The following is a 22,269-nucleotide window of genomic DNA, read 5'->3' as shown; positions in this document are numbered from 1 at the left end:
TTTCCTGTTATTTAACCTGTTCAAAATGGACGATGTTTTTATTAAAAATCTCCATTCCTTTGCCTTGTCCAAGTTGTGTCGTCATCTGTCCTCCTTCAACCTTGAAGCGAGTATTGGTTTCCATCCATTTACCCGTTTGGGTGGACATATTGGGCAATTCTTTAGCTGCAGCACTGTTTGCGGCAATACCAATTTTTTCCAGTTCGGAGAAAGTGCCTGACTTAACAGTGATTTTCACTGTTATACCATCGTACTTAGAAGAGTATGATAGCACTGGAGAAACGGATGTTTCAGTGGTCGCTGGCATCACACCTGTTCTTTCAAACTGCCTGAATTGCTCAGGTGACATCGTCCGATAAACAATTTCATTGCCATGAACATCACGTTGCTGAACGGGACTTAGCGGATTTTTAGCTGTCGTCACAGGAGTACCAATGGTACCCGACGTCCCTTTGTTGCCTGACTGCGTTTTTTGTATGACTTTATTGAACGCCATGCCAGCAGCAAATTTTACAACTTCCTGCGCTGATGCACCATTATCGTATAAGCTGAGGATCCCATTGATATCAACAGGCGTCATCGCTGAGGTAATGATATCGTTTTTCAGCGCCAGCTCACGGATTTTCTCATCGCTCAGTCCCTGCGCTTTCCATTCGGCAAGTTGTTCACTGCCCTTAATGGCGGCGACATAAGGATTGCCAGCGACGCCCATCGGTGTCCAGTCAATGCCCGTCTGTGTATAGATGTCACCGATGAATCCAGAGTAATCAGAATTTAGCTGTCCCTGTTGCGCACCACGCATCATCGTTCTGGCATAATCGGTTACGAGATAGCCGAACTCATCAGCCGTTATTGCTCCAGATTGATACATCGCGACCAGCTTTTCACCCGCTTCTTTTTCCCGTTTACGGTACTCATTGCGGATCTCGGTCTGGCATTTACCATTAGAACCACAGGCAGCAAAGCGTTCCTGTAGTTCATCCATGCCACCGATACCGGCGGCTTTTAGTTTTTCATACAGCGCGCGGCCTTCTTTACTCAGTTTTTCAACGCCGTACTTATTTGACAGCAGATTATAATCAACGGCATTTTTACCCGCGTCATGTCCTGCCACCGCGCCTGCCGAAGAATCGCTCGCTAGGCCTGCCGCCATGGTGGCAGCCAGAGACGCCAGATTACTGACTTTCGCCCGTTCATCATCAGTCAGTGACTCAACCGTTCTGTTTGGATAGAGATAGTCGACGATCGCTCGTGCGGCCAGCTCACCACCTGCTGCACCCACTGCCCCAGCAGTGGCGTTGGAACCGGAAAGCTCAGCCACCACGCCGCCAACGATAGCGTGACCGATGGCATTTGCCGCGATCTGCGCGGCAGTTGGATTGTCGCTATTCTGCAGAGTCAAATCGCGCACTGTGCTGGACAGATAAGGTGCAGCACCCTGTGCCAGCGCTTTCAGTGGATCGCCACCCGCTAGCGCCGTGATGGCTGCCGCTGCGGCACGAATGCCTTTATTAAGCTCACCACCCGCTTTATATTGATCGTTGATGTCCTTATACGCGGCGGTATTTTGTACACGAGCCCAGTACTCCTGACGTGTCTCCTTGGTCTCATCCCACTCACCAGCCGCTTTAATTCCCGCGTTGTTTGCCATAATTTGGCCCTGGCTGAGGGTGATATCCACGCCCTGGTTAACAACGTCGCTAATCAGGCGCAGCTGGTTCAAACGCTGCTGTTCCTTCGCTTTATCGAAGATTGGGCTGATGCTCTGGTTAGCGTGCTCGACATCGCGACTTAACTCACTAACATTCTGCTGCTGGTTCGCCTGATCGCGAATAATTAGCGACCCTGGTGAGAAGGCGGCATAGGTGGTGCCGGAAGCCTTCCCATCGCTGCCATCCGCGCCCAGACCATTGGCCGCCAGATTCTGCACCGCATTTTTCAGCAGATCCTGTGCACCTAGGCCGCCCGTGCTGATACCGACGCTGCTGTGCGATACCTCAAACTCTGCACGGTTGTTGATATTGCTGAAGCCCAGCGTGCCGGTACTGAGACGGTTTTTATCTTCGCTGGCGGTGCTGCCAATCACGGCGCCATCCAACTGCGTGTGGTTACCGACGTTGATATCGACGCCACCGTCACCCGCGAAGATACCAGTCTGCTCCTGCACACTGTTATAGGTGCTGTGGATTTTGTCCTTCGCCACGCTGGCGCTGACGCTGCCCGTCATGCTGCCAAAGGTAAAGCTGGCACCGGCTGAGCTGTTCTTCTGCTTCGAGTCGTAGTTGTTAACGTCCTGCTCACTCTGCAACGTCAGGTTACGGCCGACATTGGCGACGACCCGATCGGCACTCAGCTGTGCGCCGCGCAGGGTGGTGTCACGCCCGCTGTTGACCGTCAGCTTATTACCCGCGTCGACGGTGGTTTCTGTATGCGTCAGGCCATCGCCATTCTCCTTACCGGAACCTTTACTGGCGTTAGCAAATACGCTGATCCCCGCGCCGCCCTGACCCGCACCGATGCTGATGCCCACGCCGCCGCCGCTGTTGCTGTTTTTGCCGGTCTGCGACTGCGTATTCTGCGCTGATAGCAGGTTGATATCACGGTTTGCCGACAGCAGCACATCGTTGCCCGCTTTCAACTTGCTGCCGCCGAGGGTCAGATCGCCATCGGTACCATTCTCTGAACCGGTCGCTACCAGATTGATATTGTTGCCCGCCTGCACGGTGCTGCCGGAAGCGTTGACCGCTTCGCTGTGGCTCTCGCTCTTCGACTTCGAGGTGCTCAGCGACAGGCTGACACCAATGGCGTTATTGTCGGTGGTGTTCTGCGCCGCCAGCACCGCGGCCTGCGCGGCCTGTACGCCTGCCAGACCGGATTTCAGCTTCTGTAGCGATGCCATACGGCCATCCTGCTGCTCATCGGCGGCTTTCGCGCTGGTGTAAGCGGTGTTGATCGCGCTGCCAATGGCGCCGGACAGCGCCAACGTCAGGCCCGTCTGTTTACGTTCGTAAGTGGTGTCGGTGGTGCTTTGGTTATTCGCGGCATCAATGGTGATATTGTTCGCCACCATATTGATGTCGTTACCGGCGATCACATCAGAGCCCTGTACGGCGATATTATTACCTGCCACCAGACTGGTATCGCCCGCCACGCTGCCCAGCGTGCTGTTGTTCTGCGTTAGTGAGGCGGTGTCGGAGGTGGAGGTTTCTTTGATTGAACCAGCAAAGAAGCCAATGCCGCCGCTGCTCATCAGGCCCGACTTGGTGGTTTTCTTCATCGACCAACTGTCGCGGCTCTCTTCCGCTGCCGTGACGTTGAGGTCATTACCAGCACGCAGTGCCAGATCCTGATCTGCCGCCACATCGCTGCCGGTGATATTCAGGTTGTTACCCGCGCTGACGGCGATATTTTCCCCGCCCAGACTGCTGCCGTTTGCCAGCGTTGCATCGTAACCAGCGCGGGTGGTCGTGGTGCGTTTCGACAGGAAGCCGGAACCTTTCACCTTCGAATTCATATCCAGATATTCCTGGCTGCTGGCGCTGCCGAGGTTGATATCATGGGTGGCGGTCAGCGCAAGCTGCCGATCGGCATTCAGTTTTGCCGCTTGGGCGTTAATATTATTGCCGGCATTCAGCGTGATAGTGCCGTCGCTAGTGACTTCACTGCCTTGTACCTGAGTCAGCGTCTGCGTGACGTGGTTATCTTTATCCCACACCACCTTGTCGCTGCTGCCGGTGGTGACGGTGGTCATATTGATATCGCGGTTAGCGGCGATCTGCGTCTGGCTGTTTTCACCGGAACTGACCACCTGCGCGGCCTGCAGATTGACATCACGGCCTGCCTGCAGCAACAGTTTGCCATCGTCACCCTGCACATACATTCCCGCCACGCGATCGATATTATCACGGCTGAAGCGGTTGCTGCCGTTCTGGTTCTTGGCGTGGTTGGTCTCGCTGGCGACGGTGATATCTCGTCCTGCCTGCGCCAGCAGGGTATCGGTCGCGCGTAACGTGCCACCGGTATTAGTGATGTCGTTGGTTGCCTGTAGCGACACAGATTTACCGGCAATAATGCCGCCCACATTCACGATATCGTCGCCGGAAATGCTGACCAACTGAGTGGCGCTGATGCGGCCGCTGTTCAGCATGCCGCCGCTGACGCCGATGCTGACGTTTTTACCCGCCAGCAGCGCGCCGCTGCCATCCATATCGCCTTGCTGAACCTGCGCATACACCTGCGGCACCAGCACGTTCTGGGTGCTGCCGTCCGGCATTTTCACATCCTGCGCCACCAGCCATACCATATCTTGCGTGATCTGCTTCATCTGCTCGGCGGTCAACGCCACACCCGGCACCAGATTGAATTTCTTCGCGAAGCTGACACCCGCTTCCATTAGGCCTTTGTACTGCTCTTCATCGCTGGTGTAATCGGCGAGATAACGCTGGCCGACTAGCTCGACGATCTGCTCGCGCACCAGACGCTGTTCATAGAAACCATCGCCGAGGCGTTTCTGCGTGATCGACGGGTCTGTCTGCAACTGGCTCAGCATATAGTCGGAACTCAGCCAGGTTCTCTGATTGGTGAAGCGCGGATCGGTTTCGATCAGATAGCTGCTGGTGGCATCCGGCAGGGTGGTGAACAGGCTGCCGGTTGGCAGAGAAGCGTCCGGTGTCATCGAGCGAATGACATCGGTGTTCTGTCCGGCCACGTCCACGCGCTGCGCGGCGTAATCCGCCAGCGATGGCGCGTTGCTGGTTGGCTGGGTATTCTCCTTCATCACGCTCGGGCTGAGGCTGATGGACTGAATTTCCGTTGGCGGGGTATAGGCGGATGCTCTGGCTTTCTGGCTGTCGGTGCCTTTCTTATGGATACGATCCCACTCAATCACCTGTCCGACTTTTTCCGTCAGTTTCTGACCGGTGACTTCGGTGTTCACCAGTTCTTTGACGGCGGTCAGCAGGTTGCCGCCAGCAATAATCTGGCTCTTGTCGTTCAGCAGCTTATCGCCGGCGAGTGAGATCTGGCCGCCCGCGATAATTTTCGCCGGATCGCTCTGTGCGATCTGTTCTTCGCGCACCGTTTCGGTGTAGCTGTACTGATAATAGTGGTCACGACCACACACCACACCTTCAATACAGATATGACGCACTTCATTTTTGTAGAAACTGATGTTGTAGTCATCAGGGCTATAGTGGACGCCATTATTCAGGCTGACCACCATATACTCATTTTTCTGCTTCTGTGACAGTTGTACGAAGCGGGTGACAAAATTGTCGTTGATATTGTTCAGCGCGGTGAAGCTGAGCGCCATATTGCCGACAGACTCTATTGTGGCACTGTGGTTGTTAAGGCTGCCCGCTTTGCCGCTGGCCAGACCGTTTTCATCGAGGTTGCCACCGATGGCCAGATCGCCACCACTGTAGATCAGGGAGTGAGTATGGTTGTTCAGCGTGCCGACGCCCAGATCGAGACGCTGACGCGCCGCAATGGTGGCGCTGCTATTATTTTCCGCCAGGTTATTCAGTGTCGCTGCGCTGATCGCCAGGCCGTCACCATAAATACGACCGGGACCGATATTATTGACGGTGCTGGCATTGATGCGGGTCAGCACGCCGTCGATCAGGCCACGGTTGCTCAGCGTATCGCTTGCGTTCAGCGTGGTCTGCTGCGCGCTCAGTTCACCTGCGATCTGGTTGTCGATGTTGCTGGCCTGCACATTCAACTTACCGCCTGCGCCAAGCAGCGCATTGTTAATCACGCTGTTGTTGACGTTCAGCGTCAGATCGCCATTTGCCAGCGTTTTATTGTTGTTGCTGAAGCCGTCCGCGAAGCTGAGATCCATATCGCCAAGCGACAGAATTTCACCGCTGCCGTTAATCTCGCGACCGCGGAAGGTCAGTTGCTGACCCGCCACCAGACGACCACCTTCATTGCTGATACGCAGATCGCTGTGGGTGGCTGCGGCGCGGGAGAGGGCGCTGCTGTTTTGCTGATCGAGCGTCAGCCGTTTATTCGCGGAGATCTGCCCCAGATTATTGTTCAGCACCGGCGTGGCGATGGCCAGATCGCTGGCGGCGGCCAGCGTACCGTTTTGGTTATTCAGTTCATTGCTGGCCGCAACATCCAGCGAGCCGGAGCTGGCCGCCATGATGGTGCCGCTCTGGTTGTTCAGGCTGGCGCTCTGCACGCTGAATTTTTTGGCATTGGCGGCGATACGGCCATTCTGGTTATCAATACTGTCGCTACTGAGTTGCAGATCGCGGTCGCCGCTTTGCAGTAACTGGCCGCCACGGTTGCTGATCTCTGGCGTGCTGACCTGTAGCGCATTGGCGTTAATCACGCCGCGATCGTTGCTAAGTTTATCGGCCGCTGAGAGTTTCAAGTCGCCGCTCGCCAGAAGTTGCGCGTCATCGGTGATGATATTGCTGCTGCTGGTCAGCGTGGCGTGATGCGCGGCGGTATCGCTGCCGCTAAGATCAATCTGGCTGGCGCTGGCGTTCAGATCGCCACCGGCCAGCGCCTGACCCTGACTGGTCAGTTTGCCGTCGCTAGCGAGTGTCAGATTGCCGCTGTCGGCCAGCGTGCCATCGGTTTTCATCCCGGCGGCAATGGCCGCGCCTTTGCTGTTGCGGATGGTGGCGCCGCGCACATGGGTGTTGCCTTTGGCGGCGATCAGGCCGCTGTTGGTCACCCCGTCGCTGGCGGTGGTACTGTGGTCGCGCTGAGCAAACAGCGTGCCGCTATTATCGACTTTTTTACCGCCCAGCAGCAGATCCTGTCCGGCGTTGATTGTGCCGCTGTTAACGATATCGCCATTAGCGTTAATGGTGATATCACCCGCCTGCGTGCCGAGTGTGCCTTTGTTACTGACGCCGACCCCTTGCTCGGTCGCCACCAGACGGATTTTACCGGCATACATGCCGCCCAACTGGGCGACGTCGATCGCCAGTGTCGGCTTGACGTCGCTACTGTCGCTGTCCGTCGCGCTGCTGGCGGTGGCGCTGTTGTTATCGACAACGCGATTGTTATCGACAACCCTATTGTTATCGGCGGCCACCTCGTTTTTACCGGTGGTGACGGTGACATCTTTCGCCCAGATACCGGCATTGACCTTCACGGTGCGGGCAATCAGATCGGTGTAGTCCTGCCGGCTGCTGTCCATGCCAGCGCCTTCCACCACGATCTCGCCGTTGCCTACGCGATAACCGCGCAATTCGCCGTTGGTTATCTGTGGGGTGCCGGTGGTCAGGGTGGCGCGGTTGGCGTTAATAAAGCCACAGCCGTCGCAACTGATGCCCGCTGGGTTAGCAATCACCACCTGCGCCTTACGGCCTGCCACTTCGACATAACCGTTCAGCTTGCTCGGATCGCGTGAGTTGACCTCGTTAAGAATGATTTTGGCTTCGCCTTTCGCCAGCCATGGGTTACCCGCCACCCAGCCGCCCATCTGGGTCTGTACTTGCTTATGCGAGTTATTGAGGATGGCACCTTTGTTATCGACGTCAAACTGGGTGTATTTGTTATGCGAAACACCACCCGCGCTCGGCGTCTGGATATTGACCTGCGGCGTGCCGTTGGCGCTCTGCATGACATTCGGCTGCTGGCCGCCTGGGGCGCTCTTGTCGGCAACAATCCCGGCCGCCAGCGCCTGTGGCGCGAGCGTGACCAGACCGAGTGCGGTCATGGTCAGGAAGGCGGTGGGCTTCATGCGGCCAATCAGCTGGCTCAGCGTATGGCCGACGCCGTTTGCACCGCTTTTACCCTGGCCGCGGTTGATTTCGGAAACCACCATTAACAGGCCGCGAGCTTTATTGAAAATGATGCGATAGAGGTTCTTATTCACGAAAAGTTATCCCTGCTAAAAGTGATGTTAAGCAACCAGCGGCGTGTTCTGCTGCCAGAGTCTGAATTGTTGTTGTGTGACGTCATCGCCACGGAATTGCAGTACCCGTTGTCCGCGTTCCGCCCCTTTGTGGTACAGCGCCCGGCCACATAAGTGGGGAAACAGCGTGCCGCCGACGATGCGGCGAAACGTCTGCTGGTCGCCGAATGGCGCGACCCAGTCGCGGAACCACAGGCGGTTGCCGCTGGTCCAGTCTTGCGGCTGCACCAGAATGCCGGGGCCGGTGAGGTAGCGCTGTTCCGCTTCTTCATCCATCCACGCCCAGCTAAGGAAAAACATCGGCTTGTCATCACGGCTGGCGATAACAAACTGTTGATGTTTGATGGCGGGCAACAGCAGCGTCGGTAGCACACTGAGCGGAATATCGCGGTGCTGTTCCGAATGCATCCACAGCCAGACTGCCGCGCCAAGTGCTTCCGCTTCGCTGAACTGACCGCCGAGCAGCGGGGCGGTTAACTGATAGCCATTAACAGGAATTTTCATCACGCGCCTCCTTAGTACTGCCAGCTGAGGTTGAAGCCGAGGGTGACCGGGCTGGTATGGAAGCCCTCCGGTTTGGAGAACGGCACACCGACAAACAGGTCGTAGCCGGTGTTAAAGGCGTTACCGCGCAGACCAAGGACGCCGCCCGCCAGATGTTTTCCGGCGAGGTAATCACGCGTGCCGTCCACTTCGCCGTAGTCAGCGCCGAGATACAGTTCCTGGTTAGGCAGCGGCGTGCGCCAGGCCAGATCGTTGCGCACGAACCAGCCGTTGTCGGCCGTCAGGGTGCGTTCACCGTCGAAGCCGCGCACAGTCCAGCGGTTACCAATCGACAGCTGATCCTGTGGCGTCAGTTTGGTATGGTTGATCTGGCGCAGATACTGCACGTTGTAGCGGAAGGTCTGATTTCCTATTGTAAACGGCATATCCAATTGGGCATTGAGCTGGATAATTTTCGCCAGCGCGGTGCCTTCATCGAAATACTCTTCCTGTGCCGGAATCGCGCCGAACCAGCGGGTGCCGCGCTGGTAGCTCACGGCGGCATCAAGCGTGGTGGCGCCGAAGTAGTGACGATGCTGCAGACCCAGACGCCAGGCGCTGGTTTTACGCCGCTGTACATCCACTTCGGTATCGTTGACAAAGTTCTGTGATTCGCGCGTCAGAATTTCATAGCTCATCGAGGTTTTCTGACTGCCGCTGCGGTACAGCACCCGGCTCAGCTGAAAGTTAAGGTTTTTGCTGTTGCCGCTGTAGTTGTAGTCTTCATACGCGCCTGCCACATTCTGGTTGTAGTCGTAGCCGCTGGCGGTGACGCCCGCCATCCAGTAACCGAACGGCACGGAGTAGTGCAGCATGTAGTTCTTGCTGCCTTTTTCGCTGCCGGATTCAAGGTCATGGTTGCCGGAAATGTAGAACAGATCGCTGAGCGCGAAGGGATTATCGATATACAGCGTCAGGCCGCCCTGATAACGACCGGTGGTTTCGGTGCCGGAGTCATCGAGCGTCGCGCCGAGACGCCACATTTTTTCCTGTTTCCAGGTCACGTCAATGTCACTTTCGCCTGGCTGGTCGCCCGGAACAATCGCCATTTCTGCCTGCACGGTTGGCACGCGTTGCAGGTTTTCCAGTCCCTGCTCGATATCACGCAGATCCAGCAGTTCGCCTTCACGCGCTGGCAGAGCACTCCAGAAGCTCACGTAGCGATCGCTCTCTTTGGTCAATGTGATCTGGCGCGTTTTGCCCGGAATCAGGGTGATATGCAGGGTGCCGGTTTTCAGGTTTTGTGGCGGTGCCATCACGCGCGCGGTGACGTAACCGTGGTCGATCAGACGGTTTTGCAGTGCACTCATCAGCAGGTTGACACCCTGAGCGCCCAGGCACTGACCTTTACCCTGATCGGCCAGCTGTTGCAGCGGCATACGCAGCCAGGAGGGGAAATCATCTTTGCCGGTCAGGATAATGTGATACAGCGTAAAGCACTGTTGTTCGCGAGGAAATTGCAGCCTAGTAAAGAATGAAGAGGGGGCCTGCAAACGCACATCGGGCGTTTGTGGCGCTAATTGTTGCTGCATCGCACGCTGGCGATCCTGCTGGTTGATATTCAGCTGTTCATCCACACGGTTCGGTGCGGCAAGAGGCGTCTGATTATTATCTGCCGCCCAGCTGCTTGCTGAGGTGGTCAATAAAATAAACAGCGCAAGCGGGCTGAGACGCGCAGATTGATACCCGTCAGTGAATGACGCATTCCGTAGCATAATTAATTAACCTGAATTATTGATTGTTATTGGGACACTATTCATTTCCTGGAACAATTCGTTTCCAGGAACAATTTCAGGTTATATACGTTAACAATTTGTTTACTAAGAGTTGTCTTATTGCTTACTCAGAGTTGTCTTAAAATTATCGTTTCTTTACATTTTGGCGGTAAAAATACGGTATGAGATAGGTGGTCGTGGTTGAACTTATGTCGGCGTGAGGCGTTTGTCTGATTTCATTATATTGATACGATATATTTCTCAACGATATGCAGTTTTCAGCTCCATAATTGTTCTCAACTACATATCATTCTCAACAGTATATTTCTCAACTACAGGCGTGATGGATCATTCAATGAGTCGACTACAAAACGAACTTCACTCACTGGTCAATCGCAGTGTGGATCGCCACCTGCGTCTTGCCGTCACCGGGTTGAGCCGCAGTGGCAAAACCGCGTTTATCACCGCGTTCGTTAATCAATTATTGAACACCCATAGCGGAGCACATTTGCCGATGTTTTCCCCCGTGCGCGAAGAGCGTTTGCTGGGAGTAAAACGCGTGCCGCAGCGCGATCTGGGCGTGCCGCGTTTTGCCTATGATGAAGGCATGGCGGCGCTGTATGGCTCGCCACCGGCTTGGCCGACGCCGACGCGTGGCGTGAGTGAGATTCGTCTGGCGCTGCGCTATCGCTCCAAGGATTCGCTGCTGCGTCATTTTAAAGACACGTCGACGCTCTATCTGGAAATTGTCGATTACCCCGGCGAATGGTTACTGGATCTGCCGCTGCTGGAGCAAACCTATTTGAGCTGGTCGCAGCAGATGAGTGGTTTGCTGCAAGGGGGACGCACCGAGTGGGCGAAACCCTGGCTGGCGCTGTGTGAGAAAGTCGATCCGCTGGCTCCGGCGGATGAAAATCTGCTTGCTGAGGTGGCGCAGGCTTACACCGACTATCTTCATCGCTGCAAGCAAGAAGGGCTGCACTTTATTCAACCGGGGCGGTTTGTGCTGCCGGGCGACCTGGCGGGTGCGCCGGTGCTGCAATTTTTCCCCTGGCCGCAGGTGAATGAAATCGGTGAAGCCAAACTGGCGCAGGCGGATGAGAAAACCAATATCGGCATGCTGCGTAAGCGTTTTGATTATTACTGTCAGTCGGTCGTCAAAGGGTTTTATAAGGATCACTTCGTGCGCTTTGACCGGCAGATTGTTCTGGTTGACTGCCTGCAACCGCTCAATAGCGGTATTCACGCGTTTAACGATATGCGGCTGGCACTGACCCAACTGATGCAAAGTTTTCACTACGGGAAACGCACGCTATTCCGGCGTTTGTTCTCGCCCTGTATCGACAAGCTGATGTTTGCGGCGAGTAAAGCGGATCACATTACTGCCGATCAGCACGCCAATCTGGTGTCTTTGCTTCAGCAACTGGTGCAAGAGGCGTGGCAGAACGCCGCGTTTGAAGGCATCGATATGCGCTGTGAAGGCATTGCGTCAATCCAGTCAACGCAAAGCGGCGTTGTCGATCATCAGGGGCAGAAAATTCCCGCGCTGAAAGGGCATCGACTCAGCGATGGCCAACCGCTGACAGTCTACCCCGGTGAAGTGCCTGCACGTTTACCGGGGGCGGCATTCTGGCAAACGCAGGGCTTCCATTTCGATCAATTTCGTCCGCGAGAAATGACGGTAGACACACCGTTGCCGCATATCCGGTTGGATACGGTCATGGACTTTCTGTTAAAGGATAAATTGCGATGAACGAACCACTGAAACCCCGCGTCACATTCGATGATGCTTTACCGCAAGAGCCGCAACCGCAATTGCGTGCCGGATTAGCCTTTGACGAGCAGAGCGGTACGCCATTTTCCCCTATCAGCCGCGAAGAAGAAGTACCGGAAGAAGGCATCGCGGAAGAGGCCGTCAGCGCGGCGCTGCGCCCGAAGCGCAGCCTGTGGCGGCGTATGGTGATGGCAGGCATCGGGCTGTTTGGCGTTAGCGCACTGGCACAGGGCGTGCAGTCACTGCACAACGCCTGGGTGCAGCAAGATTGGATCGCGTTGGGCGGCATTACCGCAGGAAGCCTGATTGTGGCGGCGGGCGTCGGTTCGCTGGCCGTCGAGTGGCGACGGCTCTATCGCTTACGGGAACGCGCGGAAGAGCGTGATGTGGCCCGCGATCTGCTACACAGCCACGGCGTAGGGCGTGGGCGCGAATTCTGTGAAAAGCTGGCGCGTCAGGCAGGGCTGGATAGCGGCCATCCGGCGATACAACGCTGGCAGGCCTCACTCCATGAAACCCACAATGACCGCGAAGTGCTGGAGCTTTATGCACGTCTGGTTCAGCCCGTACTCGACACGCAGGCACGGCGTGAAATCAGCCGTTCGGCGGCGGAATCGACCTTGATGATCGCCGTCAGCCCGCTGGCGCTGGTGGATATGGCCTTTATCGCCTGGCGCAACCTGCGTCTGATTAATCGTATTGCTGCGCTGTACGGCATCGAACTCGGCTATTTCAGCCGCATTCGCCTGTTCCGGCTGGTGCTGGTCAATATCGCGTTTGCTGGCGCATCGGAGCTGGTGCGGGAAATTGGCATGGACTGGATGTCGCAGGATCTTGCGGCACGACTATCAACCCGTGCCGCACAGGGTATTGGCGCAGGACTGCTGACGGCACGGCTGGGTATTAAGGCGATGGAACTGTGCCGCCCGCTGCCGTGGCTGGATGACAAACCGCGCCTCGGTGATTTCCGCCGCGAGCTGATTGGTCAGGTGAAAGAAACGCTGCAAAAAGGGCGTTAGGGAAACGAAGGCGCGCAGCGTGCGCCTTCGTCATATTTTTCATTGTCCGGCAGGAAATGCAGACTGTGTTCTGTGAGTACCGCTGTTACAGAATCGTGTGTAGGATTAACACTCCTCATTTCTGTATAACAGGACGTTTTTATGATTCCCGGTAAAAAATTGACGCTGGCGGCGCTGTCGCTGTCGGCAGCCATTCTCTGTTTACCTGCCAGCGCACAGCTTGTACTGAATTCTGCCGATGCTGAGCGTTACGCGCAACACAGCTTCCCCGAATATCTCGAATTACTCACGCTGCCCAATGATGCCGCCGTGCCTGCGGATATCCAGCGCAATGCCGCCTGGCTGGAAAAGGCCTTTCAGAAGCGGGGCTTCACCACGCAGCAGTTGACGAATGGTGATAAGCCGCTGGTTTATGCTGAGCTGGGTACGCCAAGAGCCGATCGCAAGACTATCTTGTTCTACATGCATTTTGACGGACAGCCCGTGAATCCCGCTGAATGGCAAACGCCGCCGTGGCAGCCCGTGTTGAAAGAAAAAGATGCCGCGGGCAAATGGCAAACGCTACCCGAATCGCGTCTTCTGAAAGGCGATATCAACCCAGAATGGCGTCTCTTCGGCCGGGCATCGGCCGATGATAAAGGGCCGATCGCAATGTTTCTCGCCGCCGTGGACGCCATGAAAGATAAAGGCGTTGAACCTGCCGTCAACATCAAGGTGTTGCTGGACTCCGAAGAGGAAAAAGGGTCGCCCGGCCTGACGACGGTGATGGCCGATCATCTGACGTTGCTGAAAAGCGATGGGATGGTGATTTATGACGGTGCGATGCCGTCCAGCAATAAGCCTGGCATCAACTTTGGCAACCGCGGCTCTATCCAAATTGATATGACGGTTTTCGGTGCGAACGCGGCGGCGCACAGCGGTGGCTATGGCAATGTGATTCCGAATCCGGTGCAAAATCTGGCAACGCTGTTAGCCAGCATGAAAGATGCGGACGGCAAGGTCACGATCCCTGGCTATTATGACCGTGTTACGCTGAGCGAGAGCGATAAAAAACAGGTGGCGGAAACTGCGCCCCCTGCGGGCGCGCTGGAGAAACGCTTTGGTGTTGCCCAACTAGAGAAGGTCGCCAGCAATGCGGCAGAGGCGGTGCAATATCCTTCGTTGGATATTCTCGGCATTAAAGCGGGTGAGACGGGGAAAAAAGCCTCAAATGCCATTCCGTCAACGGCAACGGCCAGCGTGAATATTCGTACCGTGCCGGAAACGCCGCCGGATGATATGTATGCCTTATTACGCCAGTATATTGTCAGCAAAGGCTTTCATATCATTGCCGGTGAAGCACCAACGCAGGCCGAACGTGAGCAGTATCCGCATCTGATTTCCCTTCATCTAACGGCCTATCCGAGCAGCGCCTATGCGGCCAGAACCGAGATCGACTCCCCGCTGGGGCGTTGGGCGGTGGCGACTACAACGGCACCGCGCGGCATCGCACCGGAGAAGAACCGTATGATGGGCGGAACGCTACCGATGAGCGGGGCGGTCAGCGTGTTAAAAGTGCCTTACGTCATCGTTCCTCTGGTGAATGCCGACAATAACCAGCATAGTTTTGATGAGAATTTACGTCTCGGTAACTATCTGGAAGGCATCCGCACCATTGTGGCAATGGCAACGACGCCGCTGCCATAATCCCGTTTCGCTATTGAGTGGAAAAAACGTACAGATGTGTCAACTTTTGCTGCCACCTTACTTCATCCGGTGCAAACGAAAGGGTATTATCAGCAGCAATAGCCCAATCGTGTCTCTTGAAGAAGGTAGCCGTTGATGCATCTGGAAGTGATTTGTGAAGACCGCATTGGTATGGTCCGTGAACTGTTAGATCTGCTTGCGTCACGCAATATTGATTTACGCGGCATCGAAATTGCCACCATTGGCCGTATTTACCTCAATTTTGCCACGCTCGATTTTGATGCTTTTCGCCTTCTGATGACGGACATCCGCCGCATTGAAAGTGTTAGCGATGTGCGCACCGTCGCATTTATGCCGTCTGAGCGCGAGCATCGGGCGCTGAATGCGCTGCTGGAATCCATGCCGGAACCCGTATTCTCCCTGGATATGAAAGGAAAGACGGAACTGTTTAACCCCGCGGCGCTGGCACTGTTTGAACAATCGGCAGAGAGCATCCGCGACTTGACGATTGGCAGCATGATCCCCGGTTTCAATTTTGCTAACTGGCTGGAAAAGAGCAGCGCCGTCGTCGCTGAGCGCGTCGTGATCCGCGGTCAGGATTTCTTGCTGGAAATGACGCCGGTTCGTCTGGAAGATGATGCTGGCAAAACCGCTACGGCAGGGGCGCTGGTGATGCTGAAATCGGCTGCCCGCATGGGACGGCAATTACAGAATCTGACGATAAACGATGAGAATGAGTTCGATCACATCGTTGCCGTTAGCCCGAAAATGCGTCAAGTGGTGGAACAGGCACGCAAACTGGCCATGTTGGATGCGCCGTTGCTGATTGTGGGCGACACGGGGACGGGCAAAGATATGCTGGCGCGAGCGTGCCACCTGCGCGGGCCGCGCGGCAAGAATCCTTTCCTGGCGCTAAACTGTGCGGCGTTGCCCGATGACGTGATGGAAAGTGAACTGTTCGGCCATGCGCCCGGCGCATATCTCAACGCCCAGGAAGGCAAAAAAGGGTTCTTTGAGCAGGCTAACGGTGGTTCAGTTCTGTTAGATGAAGTCGGTGAAATGTCGGCGCAAATGCAGACTAAACTGCTGCGTTTTCTGAATGACGGGACATTTCGCCGGGTAGGTGAAGATCACGAAGTCCATGTCGACGTGCGGGTGATTTGCGCGACCAAGAAAAATTTGTTGGAGCTGGTTCAGCGCGGTGAGTTCCGGGAGGATCTTTATTATCGCCTGAATGTGCTTACACTAATGCTACCGCCGCTGCGCGAGCGTCCGGCGGACATTATGCCGCTGACCGAACTCTTTGTGGCACGTTTTGCCGATGAACAGGGGATTTCACGGCCTAAACTGGCGGCCGATGTGGAACATTTCCTGCCGCAGTACGGCTGGCCGGGTAACGTTCGGCAGTTGAGGAATACCATTTATCGGGCGCTAACGCAGTTGGAAGGCAACGAGCTGCATATGCAGGACATCGATCTCCCGGCGTTTTCGATTGATGCACCACAGGATGAAACCCTGCTTGATGGCTCGCTGGATGACATCAACAAGCGTTTCGAACGCTCCGTGCTGACCCGCCTTTATCAATCCTATCCAAGCACGCGTAAATTGGCGAAGCGGTTAGGGGTATCGCACACGGCGATAGCCAACAAACTACGGGAATATGGACTCAGCCAACGCAAATCGGCGGGGGACGACGAGGAGTAAATAACAAAACGGCTGCGCAAGCAGCCGTTTTGTTATGATTAGAAGGATATCAGTCTCAGGCATACCATAAATCAGCAGAGGTAGGGAGAGTGAAACGATCTGTAATCATCTCTGAGTGTAATTGAACGTATTGGTCAACTAACTGATCCATATTACTGGCATGTGAAGCTGCAGCATTGGAATAGTTAGGAACAACGAGCGATTTAAATTTCAGACCAAGATCGCCAGCATCGTAATTTTCAATAATGGCTTCTGCGGGATCCAGGTTAGCAAAAGAAGCCGATACGAAGAGTGTCGACCCTGACAAGGTGTAACGGACAATGAATTGATCGCCCAGCGTTTCATCAATCATATTTCTGCTTCCTCCAAGTGCAGGCGAAAAATTGGTGGTGCCTCTAATTAGTTGAATTGATATATAATGACCGCTTTGAGGTTTGCTCATGGCCAGCGTTAATGTTCATTGTCCTCGCTGTCAGTCTGTTCAGGTTTACCGTCATGGACAGAACCCTAAAGGTCGTGACCGGTTTCGCTGTCGTGACTGTCACCGCGTGTTTCTGCTCACCTATACCTATGAAGCGCGTAAGCCCGGTGTCAAAGAACAAATTACCGAAATGGCATTCAACGGCGCCGGCGTTCGTGATACAGCCAGAACACTGAAAATCGCTATTAACACCGTCATTCGCACGTTAAAAAACTCGCGCCGAAGCGAATAACTTCCTCTCCGGTCGCTCATGCCGATGTAGCACTTATCTGTGAGCTTGATGACCAATGGAGCTTTGTCGGCAATAAAGCCCGGCAGCATTGGCTCTGGTATGCATACAACACCAAAACAGGTGGCGTTCTGGCTTACACGTTTGGACCGCGCACGGATAACACCTGCCGTGAACTTCTGGCTCTGCTGACGCCGTTTAACATCGGTATGATAACCAGCGATGACTGGGGCAGTTATGCCAGAGAACTCCCGAAAGATAAGCATCTGACAGGAAAAATCTTCACTCAGCGTATTGAGCGTAACAACCTGACACTGAGGACACGTATTAAACGTCTGGCCCGTAAAACAATCTGCTTCTCGCGTTCGATAGAATTGCATGAAAAAGTCATCGGGGCATTCATTGAAAAACACATGTTCTACTAATTGGACGCATTACCAGTCATCACTCCTGTGAATAGCACTAACATATCAGGATTAGTTATGGTGCAATTACTTTCTCTTTACCATGTCCATTATTCCATACAGAAAATAGTAGTTATTATTGGCATCGTACTTGTCGTGATGAAAACGCCAGAACGTGGCGAAAAAGTCTATATAAGATGGTGAGTATCAAAAAACAGATACCTTCATATCATAAGCATGATGAAATAAATCATTAATAAAAATTCATGTTCAAATAGATACAGGGTGATTAACAGAATAACCCAATTATATGTATGGGAAATCGATAGATATTAAGATAACAAAACGGCTGCGTAAGCAGCCGTTTCTTCAATACTGACAATGTGAGTCACTGTCAGCGTCGTTTATTTCAGAACCGCCAGTGCAGCGTCATAGTCTGGTTCAGTGGTGATTTCGTTCACCAGCTCGCTATGCAGCACGTTGTCGTTTTCGTCCAGTACGACAACCGCGCGAGCAGTCAGACCTTTCAGCGCGCCATCGGCGATAGCAACGCCATAGTGTTCTTTGAACTCACCGCCACGCAGGGTAGACAGTACAACGACGTTGTTCAGACCTTCCGCACCGCAAAAACGAGACTGTGCGAACGGCAGGTCGGAAGAGATACACAGAACAACAGTGTTATCCAGCTCAGAACCCAACTGGTTGAATTTGCGCACGGACGCGGCACAAACACCGGTATCGATGCTTGGGAAAATGTTCAGGATTTTGCGCTTGCCAGCATAGTTGCTGAGTGGGGTATCTGACAGATCTTTAGCCACCAGCGTAAATGCCGGGGCTTTGCTTCCTTTAGCTGGAAATGACCCTGCTACTGGCACAGGATTGCCTTGAAAATGTACGTTCTGTGACATGTTTGCGTCCTTAATTACAGGTGATTAACACGCTGCTCAGTTTAGGGCAACATTAGCAACATTGGTATAAAAATTACGATTAAAATTGCTGGCTTAGCAACGCGACCATCGCTTTCAGGTAGCATTCGCTGGCGGTATCTGCCGAGATCGGCGGCAGCTCAGCGGTAATGCAGTGAAGCGAACGATCGGCGCACCAACTTCCGAACGATCCCGGTGTGTCGTAACCGACACTCGACACTAACGGCAGCTCGCACTGCTGCGCCAACCATCGACCCAGTTCGGAACGATGCGGATCTTCAATGCAGGCGAGTGGCTCATGAAAAGAGACAACCCAGCGAGGATTAAGTTTCTCAATCAATGTGCAAAGGGCTTTCGTTTCCGGTTCTGAACCTGCGGCTTCACCCGTGGATAACTCGACATCGCGTTCATCTGCGGCGCTATTCCAGCGATATACCGTCTTTCCCGGCTGCCAGTTACTGGCGGGAAAATTACGATTGAGATCGACGCCGTTAGCGTTAGCGCGCAGCCCCAACTGACAACCATCCGGATTTACCGCAAGAATCACATGATGGCGGCGCTGTCCTGAAAAGAGCGTTCGCAGCGCGCAGGAAAGCGCCACGACCGCTGCGGTTTCATCACCGTGCGTTCCGGCAATAATCAGCCCGCTCTCGGAGGCCGCTAGCTCGGCGGGGAAATACAGCAGCGGTGCGCCCAGCAGCGATTTTCCATAAGGTTCGCCCAGCGACGGCAAATTACCGCGCTGCTGGCGCGCCTGAAGAGGAATGATTGTATTTTCCATGATACCGCCCTGTGATTACCTATGCATTTCATCATAAAAAAATCGCACCGGAGACGCAAACCGCGATGCGGGCTGACAAATTGCGGGCGTATCGCTGGATGATAGCGCTGATTTCTGACTATTATATTCTTCAATCATTTCATTATGCTTTCAGGTCAAATCATCATGCACTATGGATATTCTGCATTCTATGCCGCGCTGATGGCGGCCATGACGGGCAATGCCGTCGCGGCACAGGTCCCTGCGGGAACGGTTCTGGCTGAAAAACAGGAAATCGTCCGCCACATTAAAGATGAACCGGCTTCTCTCGACCCGATAAAAGCGGTGGGGCTGATGGAGGCTCAGGTGGATCGCGATCTGTTTGAAGGGCTGGTCAATCAGGATGCCAGAGGGAACATTATTCCGGGCGTAGCACTACGCTGGCAGACGACCGATAACCGCACGTTTGTCTTTACTTTGCGTGACAATGCCCGCTGGTCTAACGGTGAACCCGTTACAGCAAACGATTTTGTCTACAGTTGGCGTCGTCTGGTGACGCCTGAAAACAGCTCGTCGTTCTCCTGGTTTGCCCGACTTGCGGGGATTCAGAATGCCGAGCAGATTCTTGCGGGTAAACTGCCTGTCGATCAGCTTGGTGTGACGGCTGTCAACGACCATACCCTGAAAGTGCAGCTCAGCAAGCCAGTCCCTTATTTTGTCAGCCTGACGGCGAATTTCAGCCTGTTTCCGGTACACCAGGCTACGGTCGAAAAATTCGGGAATGACTGGACGAAGCCGGGCAATCTGGTTGGCAATGGTGCGTTCAAGCTGGATCAGCGCGTCGTTAACGAGAAGCTGGTGCTCACGCAGAATCCATATTATTGGGATAACGCTAACACGCGCCTGACAAAGGTGACTTTTGTTCCCATCAATCAGGAATCGAACGCGACAAAACGCTATCTGTCCGGGGATATCGATATCACCGAGTCATTTCCTAAAAACCTGTATCAAAAGCTGCTGAAAGATTTGCCCGGTCAGGTTTATACGCCGGATCAACTTGGCACGTATTATTACGCGTTTAACACCCAGCGGGCGCCGACCAACGATGCCCGAGTGCGAAAAGCGCTGTCTTACGCCATCGACCGTAAAGTGATTGCGGAAAAAGTATTGGGCACAGGGGAAAAACCGGCCTGGCACTTCACGCCGGATGTTACGGCGGGCTTCAAACCGACAGAAAGCCTGTTGCAGCAGTATTCTCAGGATGAACTGGATGCGCAGGCAAAAGCGCTGATGGCGGCGGCGGGCTATGGTCCAAACCATCCGCTGAAATTATCGCTGCTTTACAACACCTCGGAAAGCCACCAGAAGATCGCGATTGCCGTGGCGTCCATGTGGAAGAAAACGCTGGGCGTTGACGTCCGTCTGTCCAATCAAGAGTGGCAAACCTACATCGATAGCCGCAATAGCGGCAATTTTGATGTTGTGCGAGCCTCTTGGGTGGGGGACTACAACGAGCCGTCGACATTCCTCTCACTGCTGACGTCCCACCACAGCGGTAACATCGCACGTTTTAAAAACGCGAATTACGATCGCGTACTGGATGAAGCGGGGAATCAGACTAACCCGCAGGCGCTGAATGCTGACTATAACCGGGCAGAGCAGATATTGATGGATGAAGCACCGATTGCGCCGATCTATCAATATACCAACGGACGTTTGATCAAGCCGTGGGTGAAGGGCTATCCCATTACGAACCCTGAAGACGTGGCCTACAGCCATACGCTTTACATCGAGAAGCATTAATACCAGATTGACGCATCGAATGATGTGGTGATAACGCCGGTATGGCCATGATGGTCATTCCGGCTGACAATCCCATCGTTGATAGTAAAAGAACGGATAGTAGAAGCGCTGATAATAAAAGAGCTGATAGTAAAGCACTAATAGGAAAAGAATGGATAGCAAACACCGTTGGAGGCAAAACGTGGAATCCTTCGCAGGAAAAGAGTTGCAACACAGCGGTGCGGTTCATGCGTATCAGTTGGATGGGAAGGGGGGGGTAACCCCGATTGGTGAACAGGATGTGGTTAACAGTGAACAACCCTGCTGGCTGCACCTGGACTCGACACTGCCCGCCAGCGTGCGCTGGTTGAATAAAACGATACTGGTGCCGGATAGCGTGCGCAACGCGCTAGCGGGGGAAAGCGTCCGCCCTAGAGTGACACGCTTGGGGGAGGGCACGCTCATTACGCTGCGCAGCATTAACCTGAATGCAAATGCACGGCCGGATCAACTGGTGGCGGTTCGGGTATTCATTACCGATAAGCTGATTATATCTACCCGGCGCCGTAAGGTTTTGGCTATCGACGAGATTCTTACCGATCTAAAGGAAGGCAATGGCCCGACGGACAGCGGAAGCTGGTTGGTCTCCATTGCGGAATCCTTGACCGATCATACCAGCGAGTTTATTGATGATTTGCATGAAAAAATCATCGATCTGGAAGAGGATTTGCTGGAACAGAAGATTCCACCGCGCGGTGAACTGGCATTGATCCGCAAACAGCTCATTGTACTACGCCGCTATATGACGCCACAGCGCGATGTGTTCTCGCGTATTTCTGGTGAGAAATTGCCCTGGATGCAGGATGACGATCGCCGCAGAATGCAGGAAATTGCCGATCGGTTAGGGCGTGGGCTGGAGGATCTGGATGCCAGTATTGCGCGCACCACGGTACTTTCGGATGAAATCACCGCGCAGATGACCGAAGCGATGAACCGCCGCACCTATACGATGTCGCTTTTGGCAATGGTTTTTTTGCCGACGACGTTCTTAACTGGGTTATTTGGCGTCAATTTAGGGGGCATTCCCGGCGGCGACGCGCCGTTTGGTTTTTTCGCGTTCTGTCTGATGTTGGTGATATTGGTCGGCGGCGTTGCATGGTGGTTAAAACGCAGTAAATGGCTATAACGACTTGCGGCGACTGGGTGCGCAGATAATCACAAACTGTCGCGAACGGCTAAAAAACCACGCGTAAATTGAGCAATATCAACATTTTTTACCCTGTTGTGCGGCACTATCATTCCCGCAGGTGAATGCAACGTCAAGCGATGGGCGTTGCGCTCCATATTGTCTTACTTCCTTTTTT

General features: G+C 54.2%; 13 protein-coding genes. 7 read left to right on the top strand and 6 right to left on the bottom strand.

Features of this window, described 5'->3' with window-relative positions:
* Positions 1 to 7: 7 nt before the first annotated feature.
* Genes LCF41_RS12365 through LCF41_RS12355 form a run of 3 tightly spaced genes read right to left on the bottom strand, consistent with a single transcriptional unit; the run spans position 8 to position 10,140 of the window.
* Positions 8 to 7,843, bottom strand: coding sequence for a hemagglutinin repeat-containing protein (locus LCF41_RS12365; RefSeq protein ID WP_225084871.1), 7,836 nt, complete (start codon positions 7,841 to 7,843; stop codon positions 8 to 10).
* Positions 7,844 to 7,870: 27 nt separating this feature from the next.
* Positions 7,871 to 8,386 carry a toxin-activating lysine-acyltransferase gene (locus LCF41_RS12360; RefSeq protein WP_225084870.1) on the bottom strand — a complete coding sequence of 172 codons (516 nt, stop codon included), beginning with the start codon at positions 8,384 to 8,386 and terminating at the stop codon, positions 7,871 to 7,873.
* An 11-nt stretch (positions 8,387 to 8,397) separates the two neighbouring features.
* Positions 8,398 to 10,140, bottom strand: coding sequence for a ShlB/FhaC/HecB family hemolysin secretion/activation protein (locus LCF41_RS12355; protein ID WP_225084869.1), 1,743 nt, complete (start codon positions 10,138 to 10,140; stop codon positions 8,398 to 8,400).
* A gap of 355 nt (positions 10,141 to 10,495) precedes the next feature.
* On the opposite strand from LCF41_RS12355, the gene LCF41_RS12350 reads away from it, so the two are divergent.
* The 4 genes from LCF41_RS12350 (at position 10,496) to tyrR (ending at position 16,323) form a co-directional block, all read left to right on the top strand.
* Positions 10,496 to 11,893: a YcjX family GTP-binding protein gene (locus LCF41_RS12350; protein WP_225084868.1), complete on the top strand. Its 1,398-nt coding sequence runs from the start codon at positions 10,496 to 10,498 to the stop codon at positions 11,891 to 11,893.
* Positions 11,890 to 12,933 carry a YcjF family protein gene (locus LCF41_RS12345; protein ID WP_225084867.1) on the top strand — a complete coding sequence of 348 codons (1,044 nt, stop codon included), beginning with the start codon at positions 11,890 to 11,892 and terminating at the stop codon, positions 12,931 to 12,933. The genes LCF41_RS12350 and LCF41_RS12345 overlap by 4 nt, the downstream gene beginning before the upstream one ends.
* Before the next feature lie 141 nt (positions 12,934 to 13,074).
* A complete protein-coding gene (locus LCF41_RS12340; protein WP_225084866.1) occupies positions 13,075 to 14,619 on the top strand; it encodes a M20/M25/M40 family metallo-hydrolase in 1,545 nt (514 codons plus the stop codon).
* A gap of 135 nt (positions 14,620 to 14,754) precedes the next feature.
* Positions 14,755 to 16,323: a transcriptional regulator TyrR gene (tyrR, locus tag LCF41_RS12335; protein ID WP_225084865.1), complete on the top strand. Its 1,569-nt coding sequence runs from the start codon at positions 14,755 to 14,757 to the stop codon at positions 16,321 to 16,323.
* Positions 16,324 to 16,378: 55 nt separating this feature from the next.
* Here the strand turns inward: tyrR and LCF41_RS12330 are convergent, their stop codons facing one another.
* Positions 16,379 to 16,675 carry a hypothetical protein gene (locus LCF41_RS12330; RefSeq protein ID WP_225084864.1) on the bottom strand — a complete coding sequence of 99 codons (297 nt, stop codon included), beginning with the start codon at positions 16,673 to 16,675 and terminating at the stop codon, positions 16,379 to 16,381.
* A gap of 88 nt (positions 16,676 to 16,763) precedes the next feature.
* Between LCF41_RS12330 and LCF41_RS12325 the strand changes: the two genes are divergently transcribed.
* Positions 16,764 to 17,458 (top strand): IS1 family transposase gene (locus LCF41_RS12325; RefSeq protein ID WP_225084863.1). Its coding sequence is split into 2 segments (ribosomal slippage): positions 16,764 to 17,010 and positions 17,010 to 17,458, totalling 696 coding nucleotides; the frame shifts between segments, so codons are not numbered across the junction.
* A gap of 383 nt (positions 17,459 to 17,841) precedes the next feature.
* Here LCF41_RS12325 and tpx read toward each other — a convergent pair.
* Positions 17,842 to 18,345: a thiol peroxidase gene (gene tpx / locus LCF41_RS12320; RefSeq protein WP_225084862.1), complete on the bottom strand. Its 504-nt coding sequence runs from the start codon at positions 18,343 to 18,345 to the stop codon at positions 17,842 to 17,844.
* Between the two features lie 79 nt (positions 18,346 to 18,424).
* Positions 18,425 to 19,144, bottom strand: a complete 720-nt coding sequence (mpaA, locus tag LCF41_RS12315) for a murein tripeptide amidase MpaA (RefSeq protein WP_225084861.1) — start codon at positions 19,142 to 19,144, stop codon at positions 18,425 to 18,427.
* Positions 19,145 to 19,309: 165 nt separating this feature from the next.
* Here mpaA and LCF41_RS12310 point away from each other — a divergent pair, with 165 nt between their 5' ends.
* Together LCF41_RS12310 and zntB are read left to right on the top strand one after the other, a co-directional pair.
* Positions 19,310 to 20,926, top strand: a complete 1,617-nt coding sequence (locus LCF41_RS12310) for a peptide ABC transporter substrate-binding protein (protein WP_284144901.1) — start codon at positions 19,310 to 19,312, stop codon at positions 20,924 to 20,926.
* Positions 20,927 to 21,077: 151 nt separating this feature from the next.
* Entirely contained in the window at positions 21,078 to 22,091 is a 1,014-nt protein-coding gene (gene zntB, locus LCF41_RS12305) for a zinc transporter ZntB (protein ID WP_225084860.1), read from the top strand.
* The last annotated feature ends 178 nt before the right edge of the window (positions 22,092 to 22,269 follow it).

Origin of the sequence: Pectobacterium colocasium (genome assembly GCF_020181655.1) — a bacterium.
Lineage (GTDB): Bacteria > Pseudomonadota > Gammaproteobacteria > Enterobacterales > Enterobacteriaceae > Pectobacterium > Pectobacterium colocasium.
The sequence above is the reverse complement of the archived record's forward strand: the minus strand, read 5'-3'. Positions and strand labels throughout refer to the sequence as shown.

What these genes read in the sequence shown, in the direction of transcription:
- LCF41_RS12360 (WP_225084870.1), bottom strand. Translation starts at nt 8,386, where the DNA reads ATGAAAATTCCTGTTAATGGCTATCAGTTAACCGCCCCGCTGCTCGGC.
- LCF41_RS12310 (WP_284144901.1), top strand. Translation starts at nt 19,310, where the DNA reads ATGCACTATGGATATTCTGCATTCTATGCCGCGCTGATGGCGGCCATG.
- LCF41_RS12330 (WP_225084864.1), bottom strand. Translation starts at nt 16,675, where the DNA reads ATGATTGATGAAACGCTGGGCGATCAATTCATTGTCCGTTACACCTTG.
- LCF41_RS12345 (WP_225084867.1), top strand. Translation starts at nt 11,890, where the DNA reads ATGAACGAACCACTGAAACCCCGCGTCACATTCGATGATGCTTTACCG.
- mpaA (WP_225084861.1), bottom strand. Translation starts at nt 19,144, where the DNA reads ATGGAAAATACAATCATTCCTCTTCAGGCGCGCCAGCAGCGCGGTAAT.
- zntB (WP_225084860.1), top strand. Translation starts at nt 21,078, where the DNA reads ATGGATAGCAAACACCGTTGGAGGCAAAACGTGGAATCCTTCGCAGGA.
- tpx (WP_225084862.1), bottom strand. Translation starts at nt 18,345, where the DNA reads ATGTCACAGAACGTACATTTTCAAGGCAATCCTGTGCCAGTAGCAGGG.
- tyrR (WP_225084865.1), top strand. Translation starts at nt 14,755, where the DNA reads ATGCATCTGGAAGTGATTTGTGAAGACCGCATTGGTATGGTCCGTGAA.
- LCF41_RS12350 (WP_225084868.1), top strand. Translation starts at nt 10,496, where the DNA reads ATGAGTCGACTACAAAACGAACTTCACTCACTGGTCAATCGCAGTGTG.
- LCF41_RS12340 (WP_225084866.1), top strand. Translation starts at nt 13,075, where the DNA reads ATGATTCCCGGTAAAAAATTGACGCTGGCGGCGCTGTCGCTGTCGGCA.
- LCF41_RS12355 (WP_225084869.1), bottom strand. Translation starts at nt 10,140, where the DNA reads ATGCTACGGAATGCGTCATTCACTGACGGGTATCAATCTGCGCGTCTC.